General features: G+C 39.2%; 17 protein-coding genes. 7 read left to right on the top strand and 10 right to left on the bottom strand.

The genetic code is table 11. The annotated features are described in order from the left end of the window. The 4 genes from ACN222_RS27875 (at nucleotide 1) to ACN222_RS27890 (ending at nucleotide 6,882) form a co-directional block, all read left to right on the top strand. Nucleotides 1–1,770 (top strand): type IV secretory system conjugative DNA transfer family protein, encoded by a 1,770-nt coding sequence (locus tag ACN222_RS27875; RefSeq protein ID WP_010999768.1) that lies wholly within the window; start codon nucleotides 1–3, stop codon nucleotides 1,768–1,770. A 5-nt stretch (nucleotides 1,771–1,775) separates the two neighbouring features. Then, complete coding sequence (locus ACN222_RS27880; protein WP_010999769.1) at nucleotides 1,776–2,267, top strand: relaxase/mobilization nuclease domain-containing protein; 492 nt, start codon at nucleotides 1,776–1,778, stop codon at nucleotides 2,265–2,267. Between the two features lie 123 nt (nucleotides 2,268–2,390). Further along, nucleotides 2,391–6,074 (top strand): DUF3854 domain-containing protein, encoded by a 3,684-nt coding sequence (locus tag ACN222_RS27885; RefSeq protein WP_010999770.1) that lies wholly within the window; start codon nucleotides 2,391–2,393, stop codon nucleotides 6,072–6,074. 22 nt (nucleotides 6,075–6,096) lie between these two features. Beyond that, complete coding sequence (locus tag ACN222_RS27890; RefSeq protein WP_010999771.1) at nucleotides 6,097–6,882, top strand: hypothetical protein; 786 nt, start codon at nucleotides 6,097–6,099, stop codon at nucleotides 6,880–6,882. A gap of 227 nt (nucleotides 6,883–7,109) precedes the next feature. Here the strand turns inward: ACN222_RS27890 and ACN222_RS27895 are convergent, their stop codons facing one another. Then, nucleotides 7,110–7,898: a sensor histidine kinase gene (locus tag ACN222_RS27895; RefSeq protein WP_096637284.1), complete on the bottom strand. Its 789-nt coding sequence runs from the start codon at nucleotides 7,896–7,898 to the stop codon at nucleotides 7,110–7,112. Between the two features lie 272 nt (nucleotides 7,899–8,170). Between ACN222_RS27895 and ACN222_RS27900 the strand changes: the two genes are divergently transcribed. Further along, nucleotides 8,171–8,827, top strand: coding sequence for a response regulator (locus ACN222_RS27900; protein ID WP_010999774.1), 657 nt, complete (start codon nucleotides 8,171–8,173; stop codon nucleotides 8,825–8,827). On the opposite strand, the gene ACN222_RS27905 is transcribed toward ACN222_RS27900, so the two are convergent. The 4 genes from ACN222_RS27905 to ACN222_RS27920 all read right to left on the bottom strand — a co-directional run bounded on the left by ACN222_RS27905 (nucleotide 8,828) and on the right by ACN222_RS27920 (nucleotide 11,606). Next, nucleotides 8,828–9,424, bottom strand: coding sequence for a DUF6753 family protein (locus tag ACN222_RS27905; protein WP_010999775.1), 597 nt, complete (start codon nucleotides 9,422–9,424; stop codon nucleotides 8,828–8,830). Then, entirely contained in the window at nucleotides 9,424–10,125 is a 702-nt protein-coding gene (locus ACN222_RS27910; protein WP_010999776.1) for a hypothetical protein, read from the bottom strand. Before ACN222_RS27910 ends, ACN222_RS27905 begins: the two co-directional genes overlap by 1 nt. Before the next feature lie 76 nt (nucleotides 10,126–10,201). Further along, on the bottom strand, nucleotides 10,202–11,248 hold the full coding sequence (locus ACN222_RS27915) for a hypothetical protein (protein ID WP_010999777.1): 1,047 nt from the start codon (nucleotides 11,246–11,248) through the stop codon (nucleotides 10,202–10,204). Nucleotides 11,249–11,279: 31 nt separating this feature from the next. After that, nucleotides 11,280–11,606, bottom strand: coding sequence for a hypothetical protein (locus tag ACN222_RS27920; RefSeq protein ID WP_010999778.1), 327 nt, complete (start codon nucleotides 11,604–11,606; stop codon nucleotides 11,280–11,282). A gap of 386 nt (nucleotides 11,607–11,992) precedes the next feature. On the opposite strand from ACN222_RS27920, the gene ACN222_RS27925 reads away from it, so the two are divergent. Continuing rightward, on the top strand, nucleotides 11,993–12,655 hold the full coding sequence (locus tag ACN222_RS27925) for a hypothetical protein (RefSeq protein WP_010999779.1): 663 nt from the start codon (nucleotides 11,993–11,995) through the stop codon (nucleotides 12,653–12,655). A gap of 20 nt (nucleotides 12,656–12,675) precedes the next feature. Here ACN222_RS27925 and ACN222_RS27930 read toward each other — a convergent pair whose 3' ends face one another. The 5 genes from ACN222_RS27930 to ACN222_RS27950 form a co-directional block, all read right to left on the bottom strand. Beyond that, nucleotides 12,676–13,284, bottom strand: a complete 609-nt coding sequence (locus ACN222_RS27930; RefSeq protein WP_149028810.1) for a hypothetical protein — start codon at nucleotides 13,282–13,284, stop codon at nucleotides 12,676–12,678. A 23-nt stretch (nucleotides 13,285–13,307) separates the two neighbouring features. Continuing rightward, a complete protein-coding gene (locus ACN222_RS27935; RefSeq protein ID WP_010999781.1) occupies nucleotides 13,308–13,847 on the bottom strand; it encodes a hypothetical protein in 540 nt (179 codons plus the stop codon). 189 nt (nucleotides 13,848–14,036) lie between these two features. Continuing rightward, nucleotides 14,037–17,669: a plasmid replication protein, CyRepA1 family gene (locus ACN222_RS27940; RefSeq protein WP_010999782.1), complete on the bottom strand. Its 3,633-nt coding sequence runs from the start codon at nucleotides 17,667–17,669 to the stop codon at nucleotides 14,037–14,039. Between the two features lie 597 nt (nucleotides 17,670–18,266). Next, nucleotides 18,267–18,731: a hypothetical protein gene (locus tag ACN222_RS27945; RefSeq protein ID WP_199315910.1), complete on the bottom strand. Its 465-nt coding sequence runs from the start codon at nucleotides 18,729–18,731 to the stop codon at nucleotides 18,267–18,269. Between the two features lie 11 nt (nucleotides 18,732–18,742). Beyond that, a complete protein-coding gene (locus tag ACN222_RS27950) occupies nucleotides 18,743–20,275 on the bottom strand; it encodes an NB-ARC domain-containing protein (protein ID WP_010999783.1) in 1,533 nt (510 codons plus the stop codon). Nucleotides 20,276–20,479: 204 nt separating this feature from the next. Here ACN222_RS27950 and ACN222_RS27955 point away from each other — a divergent pair, with 204 nt between their 5' ends. Further along, nucleotides 20,480–20,632 carry a 4-Cys prefix domain-containing protein gene (locus ACN222_RS27955; protein WP_010999784.1) on the top strand — a complete coding sequence of 51 codons (153 nt, stop codon included), beginning with the start codon at nucleotides 20,480–20,482 and terminating at the stop codon, nucleotides 20,630–20,632. The last annotated feature ends 13 nt before the right edge of the window (nucleotides 20,633–20,645 follow it).

The following is a 20,645-nucleotide window of genomic DNA, read 5'->3' on the forward strand; positions in this document are numbered from 1 at the left end:
ATGAGCCAGTCTTTTAAAACAAATAGTGCTAAAAATCAGCAATTTAGTTTTGAGCAATTGCAAAATCCTGATAATGCAATTGGCAAGTACACTCACCACTTATTTACCCCCAATGGTTTAACAGTTCTATCCTTGCTCGGCGCTTATATTCTCATGAGGGTATTTTTTGGCGACTCTAACAAGAAGAAGATTGCTACTTCTTATTGGGGTGGGGCCAAGGAAACGACGGCGGCTAAGAAAAAGGCGAAGAAACAAATCGCCAATCCTCAATGTGATAGTGCGGCACTTTACATTGGTAAGCATCAGGATAAAGGCGATGGCACTACTTTCTATATCCCTGATGTGCAACGGGGTACGGCTGTCATCGGCGCTCCAGGTAGTGGTAAAACATTCTCTGCCATCAACCCGATGATTTACTCGGCTATTGATCAGGGGTTTCCATGTATAGTTTATGACTTTAAGTATCCGTCACAAGCGAGAGTTGCTGCTTATGCCAAGTACAAGGGCTATGATGTGCATATCTTTGCACCCGGATTTCCTGAATCTGAAGTTTGCAATCCTTTAGATTTCCTCAAAGACAGTAGTGATGCTGAAACTGCCCGACAAATTTCAACTGTGATCAATAAGAATTTTCGACTTTTGGGCAATTCAACTGAAGATGGGTTCTTTGGCCCTTCAGGGGATCAGCTGACTCAAGCAATACTGATGTTAGCTAAAGAGTTCGGTCAATTTGCAGATGTTATGACTTGCGCCGCGATACTTTCAAGCGAACACATGGTCAAACGCCTCATGGCTGCTTCTCTCAATCCTTGGGTAAAAATTGCCTTTGGACAACTGTTCAGTTCTGCTGCATCTGAAAAGACTGTTGCCGGGATTGTCGCTACTGCCAGTATTATGTTTACCCGATTCATGGCGAAAAACACATTAGGCTGCTTTATCGGCAAGACAACTTTACCTCTAGAAATTAAAGGTAAGCAAATGATTATCTTTGGGTTGGATAGAGAACGTCGGGATGCTGTAGGGCCTCTCATGACTTCAATCTTACACATGACCATCGCCCGTAACATTGCCAAAAAACGAAAAGACCCACTCATCGTTGCACTGGACGAATTACCCTCAATTTATTTACCTGACTTATATCGGTGGCTCAACGAATCCCGTTCTGAGGGCTTCTGTGGTATTATCGGCTTCCAAAATATGGGTCAGCTTGAGAAGAATTATGGTAAAGAAGTTGCCAAGGCTATCCTTGGTGCTTGCAGTTCTAAATTCATTTTTAATCCTGGTGAAAATGAATCAGCGCAATTATTCTCTAGCTTTTTGGGTGATGAAGAAATTAAGTATAAACAGAAAAGCCGTTCTAGTGGTAGTAAAAATAATAGCACCTCTATTAGTGACCAAGAAAAAACTAGAAGGCTTTTTGAATCGGCGCAATTTCTCAAACTTATTGCTGGTAAATGTGTTTTCATTAATCCGGCATACGCTAATAAAAATGAGGGTTCTGTTCCACTGCTAAAGACTATTAAGATATCTGTGCCTCTCAAAAATATTGATAAATATAATCAACTTAAATGGGTGAGAATCGTTAGTTTAGCAGCTAGGAAGAGTACGCAGAAATTTCCTTCTCAGCAAGATTTAGCTTTACGGATGAATCTTGTTGAATCTCGCTTCCCCATTCCCGAAAACCCTCAAGCTATTTCTCCTAATCCTGCTCTGACAGCAAAAGATGTTCATGGCATGGTCAACACAGTTCATCCTGATAGTGGGTTGTAATAATTATGAAAATGACTATTGAAGAATTAAAGATTGATAATTTTGATGTGATTGAAATATTATCCCAAAACCATGTTTTAGCAAATGGGAGCTTTATTGATATTAATCTGCCTCCTTTGAAAATTATTCAAGAATTTCATACTTTATCTGAAGCTCGACCAAAAATTAAAAATTTGGGCATCTATACTCTCATCAGTCTAAAAAATGTTTATATTCACCTGAATCAAGAATCTTGCTGGAAAATTGTTAGTCAATATATTTATGGTATTGGTTGGCATGATTTACAATATATTTGCTTTTTAGATATTCAAAATAGCAATATCAATATACATATTATTTTTAATCGTGTTACACCAGAAGGTAAGCTCATCGACATTAAATGCGTCGGGGCTAACTGGCAGCAATATGAGATCCTGCGTCAATCTTGTTCTCTTGTCATCGATAACCCTGTTCATAACAAATATTTGCAAAGACGATTTTGTAACTGTTGTCCTTAAATCAGTTATCAGTTATCAGTGAACAGTGACCAGTTACGAGTTCTGCTCACTGGTCACTGTTCACTGTTAAATCTACAATTGCTTGACCCTTCAACCTTTTACCATGCCTAAACCTTAATAAATATGTTTGATGAAAGACATTTGCAACTAACTTCTGCTTACGCTTATAGTAGTAAGTATTTTATCCGTACTGTCATTTATCCTTTAGCCAAATATATTGATAAATATCTTCAGCAAAAAGCTGAAGATTCTATCAATAAAAAGTTATATTGGGAGACTGGTAAACAAACTTATGCTATGAGTCAAGATGGCAATGGTGGCTGGAAATGGGAAAAGTATGATCCAACAGCTAACAAGTTTGTATCTCCACCTATGGACGAACAGGGACATACCGCTTCAACATTTGCGGAAGCTGTATCTCACGACCTAAATAAAACTGCTTCATCCTCCACTGTGATAGATAACAATACAACTGATTCTATTACTCAACCGATAAAAGCTCAAACTGAAGAAATCAATTCTCTTGCCAAATCTTCAGGTCTAAAAATTCAAACTGACAATCAAACCTTTGTTACCTATCTCAAAACTAATGGCAAAATTGGCTTTTCACTAATTGATGAGCAAACTAACAAGATAGTTGCCGACCAAGAGTTTATTACCCAACTGCAAATAGATGTTAATAAATATTTATCCGAATGTTTTCAAACATTAGCAATTAATCCAGAAACCTTAAACGAAGATATTTATAATTCTTTAAAAGATTGTTTAACTAGCTTTTTATCACCCCAGACACCAACTATTGCCAAAAAAGACAATCAAATTGAAAATAGCGAGGTGAACCAATTAAAAAAAGACATTACTCAAGATATTCCCCAGTCCCCCGAACATATAGATCCACCGCATTGGCAAGAACTAGTAGTCGGTAGTGCGATCGCTCCTGGCATTGCCTCCATGAATTTTGAATCTTTGCACTTTAATCAGGCAAGAGGAGTACATGAAGCGTGGGATTTATTGATGACCAGCGACAAAATACCACGTACAAATACGGGTAGAGTCTCTGGAGGAATATTAAAAGCATATTCCTATTTAGATAATACAGATGGCTGGTGGTGTAATGCTGGCATAGATCCCAGACATTTTCAAAATTTAACCCCTGGTGAAACTGCCAACACTAAAGAATGGGGGTGTTATAAACCAGATAAGCCAAGACCGAAAACCGAGAAAAAAGATGGGTTAAGTCTAGTGGTTCCGGGTAAATTCACCAAATATGAACATCCACTAGGCACTGAAAAAAGTATTTTTTTGTTAGATGTCCCAGACAAGATTGCCCAAAATATTTACTCAAAGGCTGGAGTAAACCCCACAGATAGCGAGCGCACAAGTGGATTTTGGTATTGCGTATGGAAACATAATATTCCTGTCACAATTACTGAGGGTGCAAAGAAAGCGGCTAGTCTGTTAAGCCAAGGTCATGCTGCCATTGGGTTAGCGGGAATTAACGGCGGCTACTATAAAACTAAGAAACTGGAAAATCCCATTGACAATGAAATTAAACCCAATGTTACTGAATCCGATGCTGTAATTGAATTACTGGAAATTGAGTCCGACGAAGTTGAGGTGGTTGATGAAAATCAAGCAGACAACGCTCAACCTCAAGGTCATCCTACTCACTTTTTGCATCCTGAGTTAGCAGTTTTTGCCACAAAGGGGCGAGACTTCAAAATCTGCTTTGACTTTGACACTAAACCTGAAACCAAAAGAAATGTTGATGCTGCCACCTTACGTACTGGACAATTACTAGAGGCGACTGGTGGCAAGGTGAGTGTCATTTCTCTACCAGGGCCAGATAAAGGTGTAGATGATTTTATTGTCGAGAGAGGGCGTGAAGCTTTTGACCAATTGCTTGCCCAATCCTTACCCTTAGAACAATGGAATGATAAGTGCCATCTAGAATTACGCTCAACTATCAAGCTCAAAGATGGCACAACCAAGACCGTAGGGGATAAAAATCAGACTGTGGCAATCTCACAGGATAATGTCGCCCTCCAAACACCAATTAACCAATCTCCGCAAGAAAATTTAATTGCTCAAATACTTTCGGAGCCTGTTGATCTACCAGCACAACAAAATAAATCTCCTGATGAAAGTCCCAAAATACCTGCATCTGAATTAAATATTTCGCCATGTAATTTTCAAATTGAAACTTCTTCACCGTCTGCCGAATCTAGTCAATTACAACATCAATCTACCCAGAAAAATACTCATCCTTCATCACTAGCTCAATCAAAACAACAGCAATCTAACAACAATGCTGCCCCTCACTCTCAACAACAGCAATCTCCACCATCTAATACTACAAATATGCACTCCTCTTCAACCAATTCCACAACCCAAAACCAACAAATTCCTCAGCAACAAGAAACTGATGATAAGCGAAGTTGGTTTCCTTGGAAGAGAAAACCAATTATGGAAACTCCTCTTCCAGAAATTCCTCATTGGGCTAAAACACAGGACGTTACTCTTTATAAACAAAACTTCCAACGACGAAAACTCCACCATCAAGAGAATCAAGCGATCGCAACTGTAGCTGTGGCGCTCGTCAAGAAATACGGTGTCAAAAACAACGAATCGGGCAAAGAGCTAACTTATGTTGCTGATGCTTTCGTTATTCAAAAAAAAGGGGAAGATTACACTATTTCCCGTCGCCACGATGGTAAGGAGTTGATGAGCTTCATGGCGGATCGTTGGGGTGGAGTGAACAGAGTCAATCTAGGTCAAGACTTTAATACCAAAAATTACCCCATTAATATCCTACCTATTGAAAGACAAGAATTTTTATTAGTTGCTGACCACCTCAAAGGGGGTAAAGAATTACCATCACTTGATGATGACCCACGCAAGCTTGCTTCTGTCTTGAGTTCGGTTTCACCTAGCGGCACACACAATATTTTAGAAAATTTTAAGCAATCCCAACTGTTGCAAATCATGATGGGAACTATCCGCAATTTTGAGAAAGACGACTTAACTTTAGCTAATTACCGCATTCTTTTTCGGCAAGGCACAGGCGGAAAATCTACACTACAGTTATTCAAAGCTGAACAAAATGGTCTGATTACAAGGGAAGCTGTTCGGTTTGAATTTGAGCGTACTCCAACTGGTATGACTCATCAAGTTAAAAAAATGGCCATCAATGAAGCTGACTTGGAAAAGTTAAGTTTGCTAGCACAGAAACTACATATTAATTACAAAGCTTTGTTTGGCGACCCCAATACTAGCCGTGACATTGATTTGCCTATTCACCCTGCCATTAAGAGTCAATTAGATAAATTAACTCCCCCTCAACCTCAAGATCATCCCTCTCCCACCTCTGCATCAGTTGATTCTTTAATATCAACCAAGCAAGAGAGCAGGGGGAGAGGAGAAGCAGGGGAAGAAATAAGAGCAGGGGGGGATTTTACTAACATTTCCTCCCCAGCCTCCCCTGCTTCCCCAGCCTCCCCTGATGCGGATCAGTCTTTGTCGGATTTGCTCTCCAAACTAGAAAAGACTGGTAAACTTACTATTGGCGAACAACGTCAGATTTACCATGAACTACTTATCAAAAGTCAGCTTCAACAAGAAAATAATGGTACAACTGATATTTCCCTTCCTCCCATCAACATAGTTCTTGACGATTTAATTAAACAGCGTCAGCTTCTTATTAACGATACTTATTCTGCCAAAGTTGAAGTTGTTTCCCAACAATCTCCACAACAACACACTCCACAACAATCTGTAGCGACTAATTCACCAGAATTAGAATTTTAATTAACCGTTGTTCACCACATTTATGCCTAGCTTAGTATCGTCTTCAATCACTACCATCAACCGCGACAGTGGACTTTCTGACAACCAACTTGCCTATAGACTAGCGCTGATGATGGAAAAATATCCCCCCTCGCCGTCAATAACCCCAACCCCCGCACTGGACACCACAGAGCGCGAGAGTATTATGGCCGAGATGAGAAATACTCTATCTCTTACGCAAAATGCTCAAAGTGCTGAAGATTACAGGCAAAGTCTTAAGGAAAAATACCTTAAAGAGTACGCCCAAAAATTTGGCTTAAATAAATCTGAACAAACAACTGATATATCCAAATCCACAAGAGTTGAAAATTTAATAGCCCAGAAGAAAAAGACTTTCTTACAGGAGATATTACAGTCTAAAGAACGCAAGTTACCTTTTGTTGATCACCAAACATCTACACCAAAGCAAAGCGAAAATCATGAGGTTGCTAAAAAATCTCTTATTCCCGCATTGATGAATATTCTCATGACCAAAGGACAAGACACTATTGGCGGCCGCATTTATGAGGGGATCTCTTATCGACTAAATCTCATGATGAGAGAAGGGATGCAACGTCTGACTGTTTGGCGTAAAAGTGATAATCAAACGGCTTTTAGCGCTTATAAAGTTGATAGCAAGGAAGAATACAACGTTGTACACAATAACCTTTCACCGCAAGAAACACAAAAGCTGATCAATTTCGATATGAGACAGCAGCAGCAGCAACAAAAGTCACCACCACAGCAACAACAAAACGACCACTCTTCTGACGGCCCAGAGTTGGAATAAACTACTGAAAATAACCTATAAACAACCCCAGGAAATACACACTTATCAAGACATAACGCTTTGTTACACGCTCAAATTGTGACCAGGGCGAGATAATGACAGCTAATACTATATAAAACAGAGCTTGTAGAAAATCATTGTGTCCCAGTTTGATGATTGCTGCTATCATCAAAGCCACAAAAATTAGAAACTCCACTGCTGTTTCAATCCTGTCCCACAGTTTCACATCATATAGGTAACGCATCTTGTCTCCTGGGTGATTTAGGGGGCATCATACCATCAACCCCATATATCCCGTCATCTTTGTAAGGAAATATGATGGTGAATTTCGTTCCTTGTTTGACTACCGAATCTACTCTCATACTCAATCCATGAGCATGAGCCACGCATAAGGCGATGTACAGTCCAAGCCCCATCCCTGATTGATGTAATAAATTGCTATTTGGCGATGGCGTTCCGCCCACCGTAGGTGATCGCCATAGTGGAATAAATATATTTGATAGTTGGTCTGTAGCAATTCCTATACCCGTGTCTTCAATTTCGATCACTAAATCATCTTCTTGATTAAGCAGTCTTAAAAAGATATCTCCTCGTCTAGTGTACTTAATAGCATTTGTCACTATATTACATAGCATTCTGTCAATACTTATACTGTCACCCCGTACTTGCGTTCCATGCTTGTATGATGATTGCGTTTCATAGTGCATTTTCAACGAATGATACTGCGCTATTGGCTGGAATAAAGAAGAAGTTTTTTGTAAAAAACTCAACATATCAAATTGGGCTAACGCGACTGGTTTCACTTCCCCAGAGACTTTGTTAGCTTCAAGCAAATTCATACCCCGGTCATTAGTATCTCGTAAGGCCAAGAGAAATGGTCTGATTTCTTCTAGAGAGTATCCATAAGCACCATCAATTAACTGATTTGCAATCAACGATATTCCTTTCAACGAATTTGACACATCGTGCAGTAAAGCTAATATATCCAACTGTTTGCTTAAAACTTCCTGTTGCATAACTATACTACCAGCGAAAGATTGTTATTTTTGCTACTTTTATGACTGAATGCTAATTCAGTCTAGAAATTTTAGAATCTTTTTATTTTACCCATCAAAAAAATTCATCCAATCCAGTTTTAATCCTAAAAACCTTTCTTCTTCTATTTACCAAGAATTTTTCTTACTTGCTTATATTTTATATTTACATACACAAAAAGTAAAATACTTTACCTCAATAACCATGTTATAAATATTTAAGTATCTTACAGTCGAAGTAATTAAAACCCTATATGATTCGATTAGTAATTATTGAGGATGAGGAATTAATCCGACTAGGAATAACTACTGCTATCAATCAACAACCAGATATGCAAATGGTAGGAATTGCTCGGACTGGTCATCAAGGCATTAAACTCGTTGAGGAATTAGCTCCTGATGTGGTTTTAGTCGATATTGGCTTGCCTGACATCTCTGGGGTTGAAGTCATTAAGCAAATCAAAGCCAATACAAGCAACATTAAGATTGTTGTTCTTTCTTCTTATTATGCTCAAAGTATTGTCCAGTCTGCTTTAAATGTGGGGGCTGATTCTTACATTCTTAAGAAGAATAATGTTCCTCTGATCTTAGAGTCCATTAAAACTACCTTCTACGATTGCAAGTCTTTTTTAGACCCTGATATTAGCCGACATAATTTTTTTTTCCAACAGAAAATTAAGGGGAAGACTTACCAAGATCATCTTAGTAACACTGAGATGCAAATTATTTCTTTGATGGCGGCTGGTTTTTCTAATAAGCATATTGCCGAGCAGTTATTCATTACTCAAAGCACTGTCAAAGGGCATATAAACAAGATTTTTGCTAAGTTAGATGTTGCCGATCGCGTCAATGCTCTGATTGTAGCCAGTAAACTTGGCTACATCGAACAGGATTACCTCAAGGTCAGTTAATTACTCATCTATTTCAATCAAGCAATAGCCTTTGATTTTACTCTGCTGTGTTTGGCAAGCTTTAATTAATGCTTGATTTTTCAAGATTATTTCATACATCTGTTGACCCTCTTGGGACTTTGCCCATTGGAGAATCTTGAGATCATTACGTGATACTACTACTGACTGATTTGTTCCTAAGTTGGAAACAACATTCCATGTTGTCAATGAACCTAACAAGGTACTGCCAGCCGCCACTAATCCACACACAAGAGATACTGTCCCTAACCTCCAGCCTCCCTGCACTTTTATATCTGTATTGCTGCTAGGCTTAATGTTTTTCATCTCATCCCGTACTGCACTAGAGACAACTGTATAGTGCATTTTTTCGGCTGATTGAGTTGTTTTTTCCAGTTTTTGATCTATCATTACCGCCCAAGCGTCTATCATTGCCTCCGTTCTTGCCTGGAGGTCTATCATCGTTTCTTCATATCTACCTAACGTCGCCATCATCCTGAACATTGGATCATCTGGCGTAATTCCTAATTGATATGCGCCTTCAACTATACGTTCTTGTTCTGCAAAGGAATAGCCCTGTAATATGTCTTGTTGCGTCATTAATCTAATCCTAAATAACTAATAGCCAAGTTGTCCTTTATCACTGAAATCTGAAATTTTTTTATCCATTGATAAATGAAGCTTCTCAAAAATAAAATTAGTGAAATATCGTGACAACATTCCGAATAAGGCTTCACTAATTTATCCATCATTTGATAATGATTTCGGTGTAGCAATAGTAATTCTATTTCTGTTCCTCCTATTATTGATATCTTTTTTTGTATTTTCTTATCGTACTCTCTAAATTCTGGAGAGAAATGATAATTCTTAACTACTACATAATTAGCATTATTACTCGCTATTTCTATAATTCGATTTAAGTAATTTAGGCAATTATTCCTATGAGATATTGGTTGGAGAAATGTTAGCTTCCAGCCAAACCTAACTACTACCTCAAATAAACTAATGCTTTCAATATACTGACGAATTTTTTCGATATACTGTCCAGGCATATCAATAATAATTATATCTAGCCGAGTATTATTTAATTCATCTATTATTTGGTCAGCCTCATCATTTAATAAATTAAAATACTCAATTGGCACTAGATTTTCATAAGCCTTAAATACACCAAAAGTATCTTGGCTGTAAACCTTAGTCCGTTTTCCTTTCAGCATCAGCATTTCTAGCAATAATTTGATAACTGTAGACTTCCCTACTCGTGCATCTCCTACGGTTATAATCATTCGTTTTGATGACATTTTTATTTTCTACTTCTTATTTCAATCTGAATCAGAAGTTAGTTTAATTTACTAAACTAACTTCTGGTTCTTATTTCTACTCAGATAAAAACTTTTCTATGCCAAACAAATTCTTAATTGGTTTTATCTGCCCTTGAAAATTGTTCAGCCAGCTTAATACTCTACCATATATAGACGGATATTCATCTTGTTCAAGTCCTTGCCTAAATGTCATATTATTCACATCTAAATAGTCGTAAGATTTTTTCGCTAGTTTTGGCATATTTATGTTTGTGAATTTATGCCCTTTGGCTTTTACCCTTGTTTCCATTTCTTTTACTTCTTTTGATTTATCATAAAAAGTAAATTGTTCTGTCTCTCCATAAAACAAATTTTTTACTATTACATAATCAACATTATCACCGCAGAAACTATACAATTCCAATAATTGATTTATACAATCAATTATTGTACTTATCACTACTACTATAGTTACCTGCATTTTACATTTATCATTCACTACACCTAAAAAACCCATCTCTTTTATCAAATTCTCTAATGTAGGCAAAAATTGTGATGGGGTTTCTAACAGTATTAAAGATTGCTCTTTCAGTGCTTTTCCATCTCCTTTAGATTTGGGATACACTATCTGTTTTAAATTGTCTAGAAAATCATCCAATTTATCTGAGTTAGATATATCTAAAGGATAGATATCAGCCTTTTCTCCATAAAATCTTATCAAGTGGGGATTAGAATTATCCGCATCTAATCCGACAAACCCTACTGCATTATCCATGTAAATTTGTGCCAAGCCTCTCGCAAATGTTGACTTGCCAACACCCCCTTTATCTCCTGTTATCATTACTAATCTTCTTAATTGTTCTGGATTAGTATTTTTATCGTCATTCCCCTTATTACCTGTAGATGCTGGATTTTTAGGCTTTACTGACTCTGTGATTTTTTCTGTGGGATCGTCAGATGCTGTAACATTTGTTTTTGTACCATTAGCTCTTTGCTCTACTGGCTTATTTGGTGTTATATTTTCTGCTCCTGGAGCCTCTGGTGTTGTATTAATAGGAGTATTCTCTGTTGCAGGATTTCCAGTATTTTGCTTATTCTCTGGAAATGTGTGAATAGTTGTCATTTGCTTTTTTCCTTTTTATTGACTAATTGTTTTACAGGTAATCTGCTTGAAATATCGGTCGGATTGTCGTTCTCACCCAATGCAAGAATTTATTGATCAAGTCCGCTTCTACAATCCCTTTCAAGCTATTTATGGCTGTGAAATTTAACGTTTTTACTTTTACTACCTCTTGCTCCATAACTACATAACGTTCTTGAGAGTTGATATTTATCGGTACTACCTTTTCATTATTTAGTTTTGCTGCAACTACACTGAACACATCTTCAGCAAATATCTCTAGTCCTAACGGAGTCGAGATTACTCGAACTGTTCTACCCAAAGGGTGGTCAAATTCCCAATATGTCCATACTTTTCCCATTTTTAGATTTTTTCTTTACACTCACCCTATCTATGCCATATTCGACTCCACAAAATAAAGCTATTCAAGTACTGTTTTTTTCAGTACTGTAGTTTCTTGACTTTTAAAAAATACGTTATAGAATTACAAGTTCTGCTTTTGGGTCTCAAACCTTTGACGTGCATAATACAATAGTGCAACGAAATAACTGGGTACTCTACGCCATTGCCGCTATGTGCTTTCAATAACTGATAGTTGTGTACTAAAAAGCTGTTAAAACATGATTGCAAATTTAGAACAAATATGTATAATATTTGCAGCTCATAGTTAAGCAGTTTTAAGAAGTAGATATTTGCTTAAACAAAGAAATTGCTAATTAATTTTCATAATCAATTGTTGGAGTATTTATGAATAAAGTAGGTTTGTTCGCATCTCTTACTTTGATAGGTTTAGGATTAGGGGCTTGTCAGTCTGATGCGGATAAGGTTGCTCAAGTTGAAAATGAACTAAGACAAGCTTATGCTGCAACAACTAATGAGCAAAGCCCTAAAGATAAACAGGTACAGGAATATGTTGAGGGTACACCTGATTTGCACAGAGTCAGTTGGAAAGTCTGTGGTGATGGAAAACTTAGCGTCACAATGAATGAGGAGATCAATAAAGGCTGTAATGAAACTCGCAACGAACCAGCTAAGGGTTTTTTTCAACCTGCTTATGTCTGGGGGCCAGTTAAAGAAGTGAAATTTGTAAATAAGCCCGATCTTTCACCAAGTCTTCAAATCACAGGATTGTTTGTCAAATCCAGAGGGTGTGTCAGCTTAGGTCAACCAGGAGCGGAAAATTTTTATAGAGTATCTGAGTTTACGTTAAAGAAAGCGAGTGCTAATCTACCAAAAGATGCAAAAACTGAGGTAATTCCGAAACAAGAAAAACAAGAAATACTAAGTGCGGTAATAGGGAATGCTGAATCGGAGTTAACCTCTATCAGAAATTTTGGTGTATCATCCAATGGACTATTACCTACGGGGTCAACTTGTCCAACATTAGGCGAGTGGGAAAAAGGATTCTAGTTCCCTAAGCCTTAGATATACTAGGGCTTACTTTTATAATCAAAACACCCATTTGCATAGTCAACTTCCGGCAATCTTCCCACCCTGTATCCGATGATATGTCCGCGCTCAGTTTCAAACACTATGCGAAATTTCTTCTTTGCGGGTGTGTAAACTAAAGTATTATCTTTTGTGACAAGATTTTTAGCGTAGATTGCCTTGACCTCATCAATACTCTGTCCGACTTGAGCGCCATTGGCAGTATGCAAAGAATAGTTGCGGCTCACTTCAATAGTGGCGATGGCATCTTTGATGACCATGAACCAGACGCGCTCAAGTCCACTTCCAGTTTGTGGCTCAAGGTAATAACAGCCTTTGTTAATTAGACCACTACTGGTTATCGGTAATAGCTGAAGGCGAGATACTTCCTCCGCACGTTGGACAGTCATACCTATTTTGATTTCCCCGATACTGTCAAAATTAATTAATGATTTGCTAGTAACATTTTGCGTTGGGTGAATATATATAAAGTACAAAACAAAGATAATCCACGAAAAAAATACAGTAACAATTAATTTAGGGATATCTCTGATATAAGAAATGATGTATTGAAGTGGGTTGTTGAGAAATTCATCAAACTCATCAATCATCGACCACATATTCATACCTAGATTTATGAATAATTAGCACAGCCAAAAGGATAATTAACTTCTGGTATTTTCCCGGCTTTATAGCGAGTAATATATTCATACTCACCACTTTCAAAAATCATGCGATAGTTTTTCGCTTTTGGGGGAGCGTAGATGAAGTAGCGTTGCTTGCTATTTTTATTCCCAATGAGTTGGAAGTTCTTGATTCCATAAGTAGCGAGATTGTATTGTGAATCTCCTACTTTGACCCCTTTAGCAGTTTTTACATTTGAGCCATTGATTTCAAAAGTCACAATTTTCCCGTCTACAACCATAAATTTGACACGTTGGAATTGAAAGCCAGATTTTGGTTGCACGTAGAAACACCCGTCTTGCTGATTGCGCTTACCGTTAAGTTGCATTATTCCTATGTGTGCAACTTTTTGAGCTTGAGCAAGTGTCATACCGATTTTAATCTTGCCGAAGCTGTTGTAATCTACAGTATCAGTCAAGATACCTGTTGGTACACTAAGGGCGAAAATCAAGATGACGATAAAAATATAACTGATAATCCACTTGAACATCTCACAAGGTTTTGCTTTGTATCATTGTTGATTATCATTATTAAGCTGGTTGCTTAAATTTTGAATATTCCTCTAGACACACAGATGTGCGTTTCCTCTGGGGACTGAGAGAGGGAAACGCAATCGCCACAAAATAGGGATCTTCAAGTTGCGAACACAGTTATTGCCAGCCTCCAAATTTTTCGAGAATTACGCTTGTCCAAACTCCATCGGCAAAACATCCTCACTTAACAGCGAGTAAAATTCCGACACAGACGTTTCGAGCGATCGCACCTCAGCCTCAGCGATCGCTTCCCATTCCAGCACGACCAGCCAACGCAAGTCAGAACCCCAACGTTGGAGAATGCCTTTGATTGCTTCTAGTCCATGACAAATGCTAGAACGGAGCATTTCTACACAGTGAAGTATGGTAGTTCGGTCGGAAAGAGAAGCAGGGGAGGAATGGTTAGTAAATTCTCCCCCAGCTTCACCTGCGGCATCTCTTCCCCTGCGGCATCTCTCCCCCGGCTCCCATTCCGTAGTTCCCCCCTCCTGATAAGGGGAGTTTCCTATACCATTTGTGGGGGGGGTGAATACCACAGCTTCACCGTAGTTAGTCTGGTACTGTGCTTGATTTTCGGCTCTTTTTGCTTGTCTATGGGCGATGACTTGTAATGCAAAGTCTAGTTCTTTCTTGGACAGTGAGAATAATTTCACCTGTTGACCCCGTGGCCCCTGCTTGCGATAAGTCAGCTTCAGTCCCAGTTGATCCAATAAAATCCCCAACAGCCAGATTGGTTGACAGTTGGGGGGAACAGTGAAACCTAAAATTGCTTTAATGTGAGCAGCGCAATCAACAGCGATCGCCGACATATTTAATAGATGTGTGTCGTCCGCCCGAACTTCATCACCGGCGACGAGTCGAGTCAGAATGTGGTGTAGTCCCAGGTTAAAACGTGCCAACCACCGAGCAGAATAATTGCCCCAATCCATACAGAATGGCAGTTTATCTCGTTCGGCTCTATCTTTATTAGTGACAAGATCAGGTGGTATAGGATACTGTTTACCGTTATCATCAATGGTTGACTCTGGTGGTGAAAGGATGGCTTCAAGTGCAGCGATCGCTCCTATCAATCGACCACCGTTATCTTGTTCAACCAACTCCGGTGTTACTTCCATCCCGTAAGAATCATGAATGCGGAATTTCTCACACTCATAGATTTCTTCGGGTGAGAGGTAGTCTTTAGTTTGACGAGCGCGGTATTCACTTTTGGAAATGTTGTTGGCCTTGGCGACGGCATGATGATGAGCAGTATCGAGAGCGTCCGCCGCAGTTTTGAGTAATTCCCAAGTTGGGGCATCAAGCTCGTCACCCACTGGTACAATTTGATTGCCCATCTGCTTCAACAATTCGCGTAAGTCGGTGCGTAAGTTATTAATCGACTGATGACGAGCAGATTTGATTTTGCAGTAAGCCTCAAGCGCCCAGTCTTTTTCAGCCCCGCGCTTACCTGTTTCTCGGTCAATCCGCAGTAAGAAAGCCGTAATCTCGTTAGTTTGTAGCAGCCGTTCTTTAATCTTAGTCGGGTTAGTGTCGAGGTATCCAAATGGGGGTTTAGGGGCCACCCAAACGTGAAGCGGGACTTTTGGGCGATACCTCCAAAGCTGTTGAGCGCATTCGGTGGCTGTCTGTGAAACTCCGTGAAATACACCAAACACTGCATCAAAGTGATACTGCGAGATGTCAACCCCAGTCCCCAGGCTGGGAGAAGTGAGGAGGATATCTATATTCTTGATGGCGTTGGTGATGTCTTTGATGAAGGCTACATTTTCCTCGCTGCCTGAATTATCAGAATGAATTGACCAAACTCGTAAATTGCTTCGGCTTTGAGGTGGTGGAGAATTAGATATTGGGTTAATGTCAACCCCAGGACTCGCATCGGACTGTACCACAGTTTGTAAAGTCAATAGTGACTTTTCAAGTTTCTTAATAAATCGTTTAGAGTCAGAAACTACCATCACTTTCTGCCCTGTCATTACTGCCGCAGATATTTTGGCCACCAGGGCTGAGGAATTATCGCCTTCGTACCAATAGATAGTGCGATCGCCGTTTTGCCATTGGTTTTCCACAATATATGGTTGTTCACCAACAGGGCGCATGGCGCGAAAAAAGTCGATGGTAATATCATCTAAATGCGCGTCAGCAATGATGACTAAAGGGCAATTGTAGACAATATACTGTAGAACCTCTAAAATTTCTGCACGATGTTCTTTGCAAGTCTTACTTAGTAATAGGTGCGTGAGATACTGGCAAGCCTCATCGATGAAGACGCATCCATAGGTTAGGGCTTCGGTATTTAATTTATAAAGGCTATCAATGGTAATGGACAGGGCAATGGCCTTAGCCATACCAACATGACCCACTTCAGAATACATGAGAGTTTTCAAGCGCTGGGCTAAATTCTTGAGTAAATTGACCCGATGCCCATTGTTGAGAAATCGTTGCTCAGGGTAAATCTCGCGCCACCAAGCCATCAATTCAGTTTTGCCTGTTCCCATACCGCTTTTCAAACCAACTAATCCTGATTTTGGTAACAGTAATCTCCGGTTTTTACCCACAGGAGCGTTAGTTTCGGTTTGGTTCTGTGTTGGGGATGGAGGTAATATTTTGGGTTTTGTATGGGGAGTTTGGGGGAAAAGTTCTAGTAATAGCTGCTGTAAACCATCCTCATCAGGAGTAATATTGTTTTGTTTAAGCTGGATAAGACTTTCAACTGGCGGCGGTTGTGCATTAGGTTCATCCTCAACTACAAGTGCTTGAGTTAAGTAGCGTTCATTCACAATCAAATCTGGTTTGTACTTCCTTAGCCCCCGATGCTTGACTAAAAATGATTGCTGGTAGTCATTGAGCGATAGTGCATCCAGAGCGATCGCCGTTAGCAGTGCATTGGCATCTTCACCTCGCGCCACCACGAAATCATCCACACCTTTCTCTGGCCCTGGCAATTGAATTATCTCGCACACACATCCTGCCGCTTCAATCGCTTTGCCCGTGCGAACTGTTGCCTGATAAACTGACCAACGGGTTTTTAGCTTTGTCTCGTAGTCGAACAAAATTTGAAACTTCCGCCCCGGCTGCGCTAGTGGTAGCAAGTCTGGGTGCAGTCTCTCGTCAAAATCCCTACGTCCTACCCGTCCGTTCCAAATACCGGGGAGTGCGATCGCTACAAATCCTAAACTGAGCAAACAGGCTGCTTTCTTTTCACCTTCGCAAAGTATGACGGGAATTTGCGGATTAGCGATTACCCACTCCCAGAATATCAGTGCGTGGAGTTTATCTTGTAATCGCCGGGAGAGGGATGAGTGGTATTGCTTGATGTTGTACCTTCGTGCTACCAACCCCCAAATGTAATCCGGTACATCAAAGTATGTTACTCGGTTGGCAACTTTCGGCGGCGATTCATATTTAACTGGCTTGCCTTTTTCCCAATCAATGCGGGGATTGGAGGGTTTGAATCGTCCCCACTCCATCGGGAGCCAGTTGCGCTGCGGGTCTAGCCCGGATATCCACATCCCCCCGGCTAGTAGGTGCAGATATGCTTTTAAGAATCCGTCTGTCACTCGACCTGCGTTTTTACGCGGAATCTCAGGAGAGATGAACAGGTATTCGTAAATCGCCTCTCCCTCAATATGCTGGAAATTACGCTCAATCAACGATGGATGAATGGCGCTGCCCACCGCTAACTCATGATACTCGGCGGCGGTGAGATTGTTGGGGTATTCAATTTCTTTTGACAGCAATTGATCCCCAATACCCGACTGTGGGTATTGGTTATTTTTCACGGTAGATTCCTCCGATAACTTGGTTTTCAAGTCTCAGAGGGGGCTTTTCAATCAAGAATAATAAATTTAGGAGCCAAGAGAATTAGAGTCCCAAGATTTTAAAGGGCTATACTCTGACCGACTGTAGATATCGTCTCGCTATGTTCACAGTCTATTTCTCACACTAGTAGTGCGCTAAGTTTTGTTTAAGGAATAAAGGGTAAAGGGTAAAAGAACTCATGCTTTAGCCCTTTTCCGTTTCATCGTTCTTTTTTTACCTAGCCTTAACCGGAAATGGTTGGGTTGGCAAGCTACTAGAAAACGACTCAGGATTTATTCTGACTTCTAAACTTCTGAATTCTCTTAATTACGCTGCTTTTAACAAAAATTTATTTAATGTAAATATAATTTTTTGCCACGATGCCAAAAAAAGCCAAGCAAAAGTTGTCTTTACTTCTACTTTTATGGCTATAATGAGCATAGTAAAGCAGCGTGGTGTCTTACTGACAAGTTAGTGGTTTTAAGTCGCCAAACTATCGCCCACTTTCTCAGTCATCAGGAGATCAACCCCGCTCTGAAAATATTAAATTGTCCGAATTTCAGGCAAAGCGGCACTCCTTAGTACGTTTTGCCTAACTTTTTGTGTATTGTTTGTTCTCCTCCAGTTTTACGTATTATTGTCCCGTTTGATCTTACAAAACTTCGCGTCTTTTCGCATCTAACAAGATTATTATTGTTTACTTTCGTTACCTCCATGTTTGTTAATGGTTGTTCTTTCTCAAGCAGACAGAGGCGTGGTTGTGGTCTCTGCTTTGGGTTTGCGCTCGAAAACCTGTATTTTGGGTTCACAGCTAAGACGAACCCATATTCATTTGACTGATCGAGTTTACCAGTGATTGCTGCTACCCACTGCGGGTAATTAGTAGCAGCATCGGTCAGCTTCTTCCATACCTTCGGTTTAACTGTGACAGTAATGATGCGCCCATCACAATCGATATCAAGTTGTTGCCAATTGTTTTCTATTGTTTTGGCTTCAGGTAATTTGTTAATGTTTATAGTTACTTCTAGTTTTCCTGCAATCATGTCTACCTCTGTTATGATGCGATGGCATTCTGCTCGCCATAGGTGTTCGCTATAGGTGAGGAAGTTTGTAATGAATGTACTAGTCCTAGTGGATCTGTCATAATGTATTTTCTGATGACTGGTTGGAGAGAAAAACTAATTTCTTTGGTAAGTGGATCTTTTATAGTTTCTATTAACGATTGTTTTTCAAGTCCCTCTAATCCTCTGATTAACTCTGAAGTTGAAACTGGGTTTTCTTCTTTATTATTCATGTCAACTAATAATTCTGCAAAGCTGACACTACTTAAACTTAGCGTTAACTTCTCTGCTAGATAAATCATTATACGTTTCTGAATTTTGCTTAATAGTTGCTGGCTAAATATTTGATTAAGCATTTCTTGAAATTGATCGCTAACTAACGTTGTTGGGCTTTCAAAAAATTTTTCTGTACTGCTGGAGAAGAAATGATGAATGCGATTGACTACGGCTTTCAATTCAGAGGGATTTCCGCGATAAGTTTTAACCAATTCATTACACTCCTCTGTGTCTGTAAATCCATTAATAGATAAAATCTTTAATGCAGCGTCTACTTCTAAGCCTTCAATTCTAAGAAAACTAACAGGTAATTCAGAAGCTATCAAGCTTTCAATCACATCAGGAAAAGTTCGACTATTTAAAATGATGCAGCTTTGATTTTGTTCTTCTGCTAAACGGCGAAAAAATAATCTATACTCTAGGCGTTGCTGGAGGTTATTCTTGTGAAATAAAGCTTCCAAAGTATCTAATATTATTAAGCATCGATGTGATTGCAACTGCTTGATTAGATATGTAATCATTGTGTGAGTATCTTTAGGTAAGCTTAACTGCTGCTCTAAAGGTTGAATTAATTCTATTATTTCAGCCACTAAATCTTGAAGCAGTGGTGCATGAGCGACTGATTTCCAAATTAAGTAATCAAATTTGGGTTGAGATTCTGAACTAATTTCTGCTACTAGTTTCGCTGCTAAGGCTGTTTTCCCTATTCCTGCAATCCCTACTAGCAAAATACAACGCTGCTTGAATATTAATTCCTTTAGAAGAGCTAATTCTTTTGTCCGCCCATAAAAATTGGATACATCAGGAAGCCAAGTTCCCACTACTCGTACTAAATTGTTAGTAACCGATGTTTGCTCTTTACTTATTACATCTTGTGCTAAATACTTTTTGGTTACTTGCTCTAAAAAGTACCTTAAGTTTTTTTTCCCAATTTTTTCGCCGTTTCCCAGCAGTTTTGAGAATAGATCCCATAACGGAGGTGCTACACGTCGTTGTAAATAGTTAAGTGTATAATCTGAACTGTGTGCTATCTCCTCATATTCTTCGTTATGCCAAGCTCCCTTGATAACAAGTATTTCAGCTTCAGATAAACACTTGCGTCTGTTGGCTAATACTAATTCATCTATTACAGCCAAAGCTTCATCGAAAGTTACAGTTACTGAAAATACTTGCCCTAAAACTTTCTGCTCATGAGAAGCATTTGAGGTAAAGGCAGTAGACGGAGGTGTCGATTCAGCAGTAAAGTCCATATCTTTCTTCGGTTTGATATTGTATCAAAAATATTTGGGGTCTATGATGTTTTTGGGTTAGAAGAGGTGGCTAGTAAAATGATACTGCACTTATATGATACCTTCTATTTGTTTACAATTATTCATATAGATAAATTTTATAAGATTTTCTAATATAAATGATTATGTTTTATTTTAAGCAGGGTAAGGGGGTGAGAAAGTCCGGTGAGTTATTGTATCAATCCCTTGTGCGCTCAACGTCAAAATCCCGATGATGTTGAAACCTGTCTTTATTGTGGTACTTCACTGCTAATTAACGACCGTATCCGCTTAATCAAACCACTAAGATTGCTTACTGACAATCCTTACGAGCCGTGAAGCGTAAAGCCCC

This window comes from Anabaena sp. FACHB-595 (genome assembly GCF_048568275.1).
In the GTDB taxonomy this organism is placed as follows: Bacteria; Cyanobacteriota; Cyanobacteriia; order Cyanobacteriales; family Nostocaceae; genus Trichormus.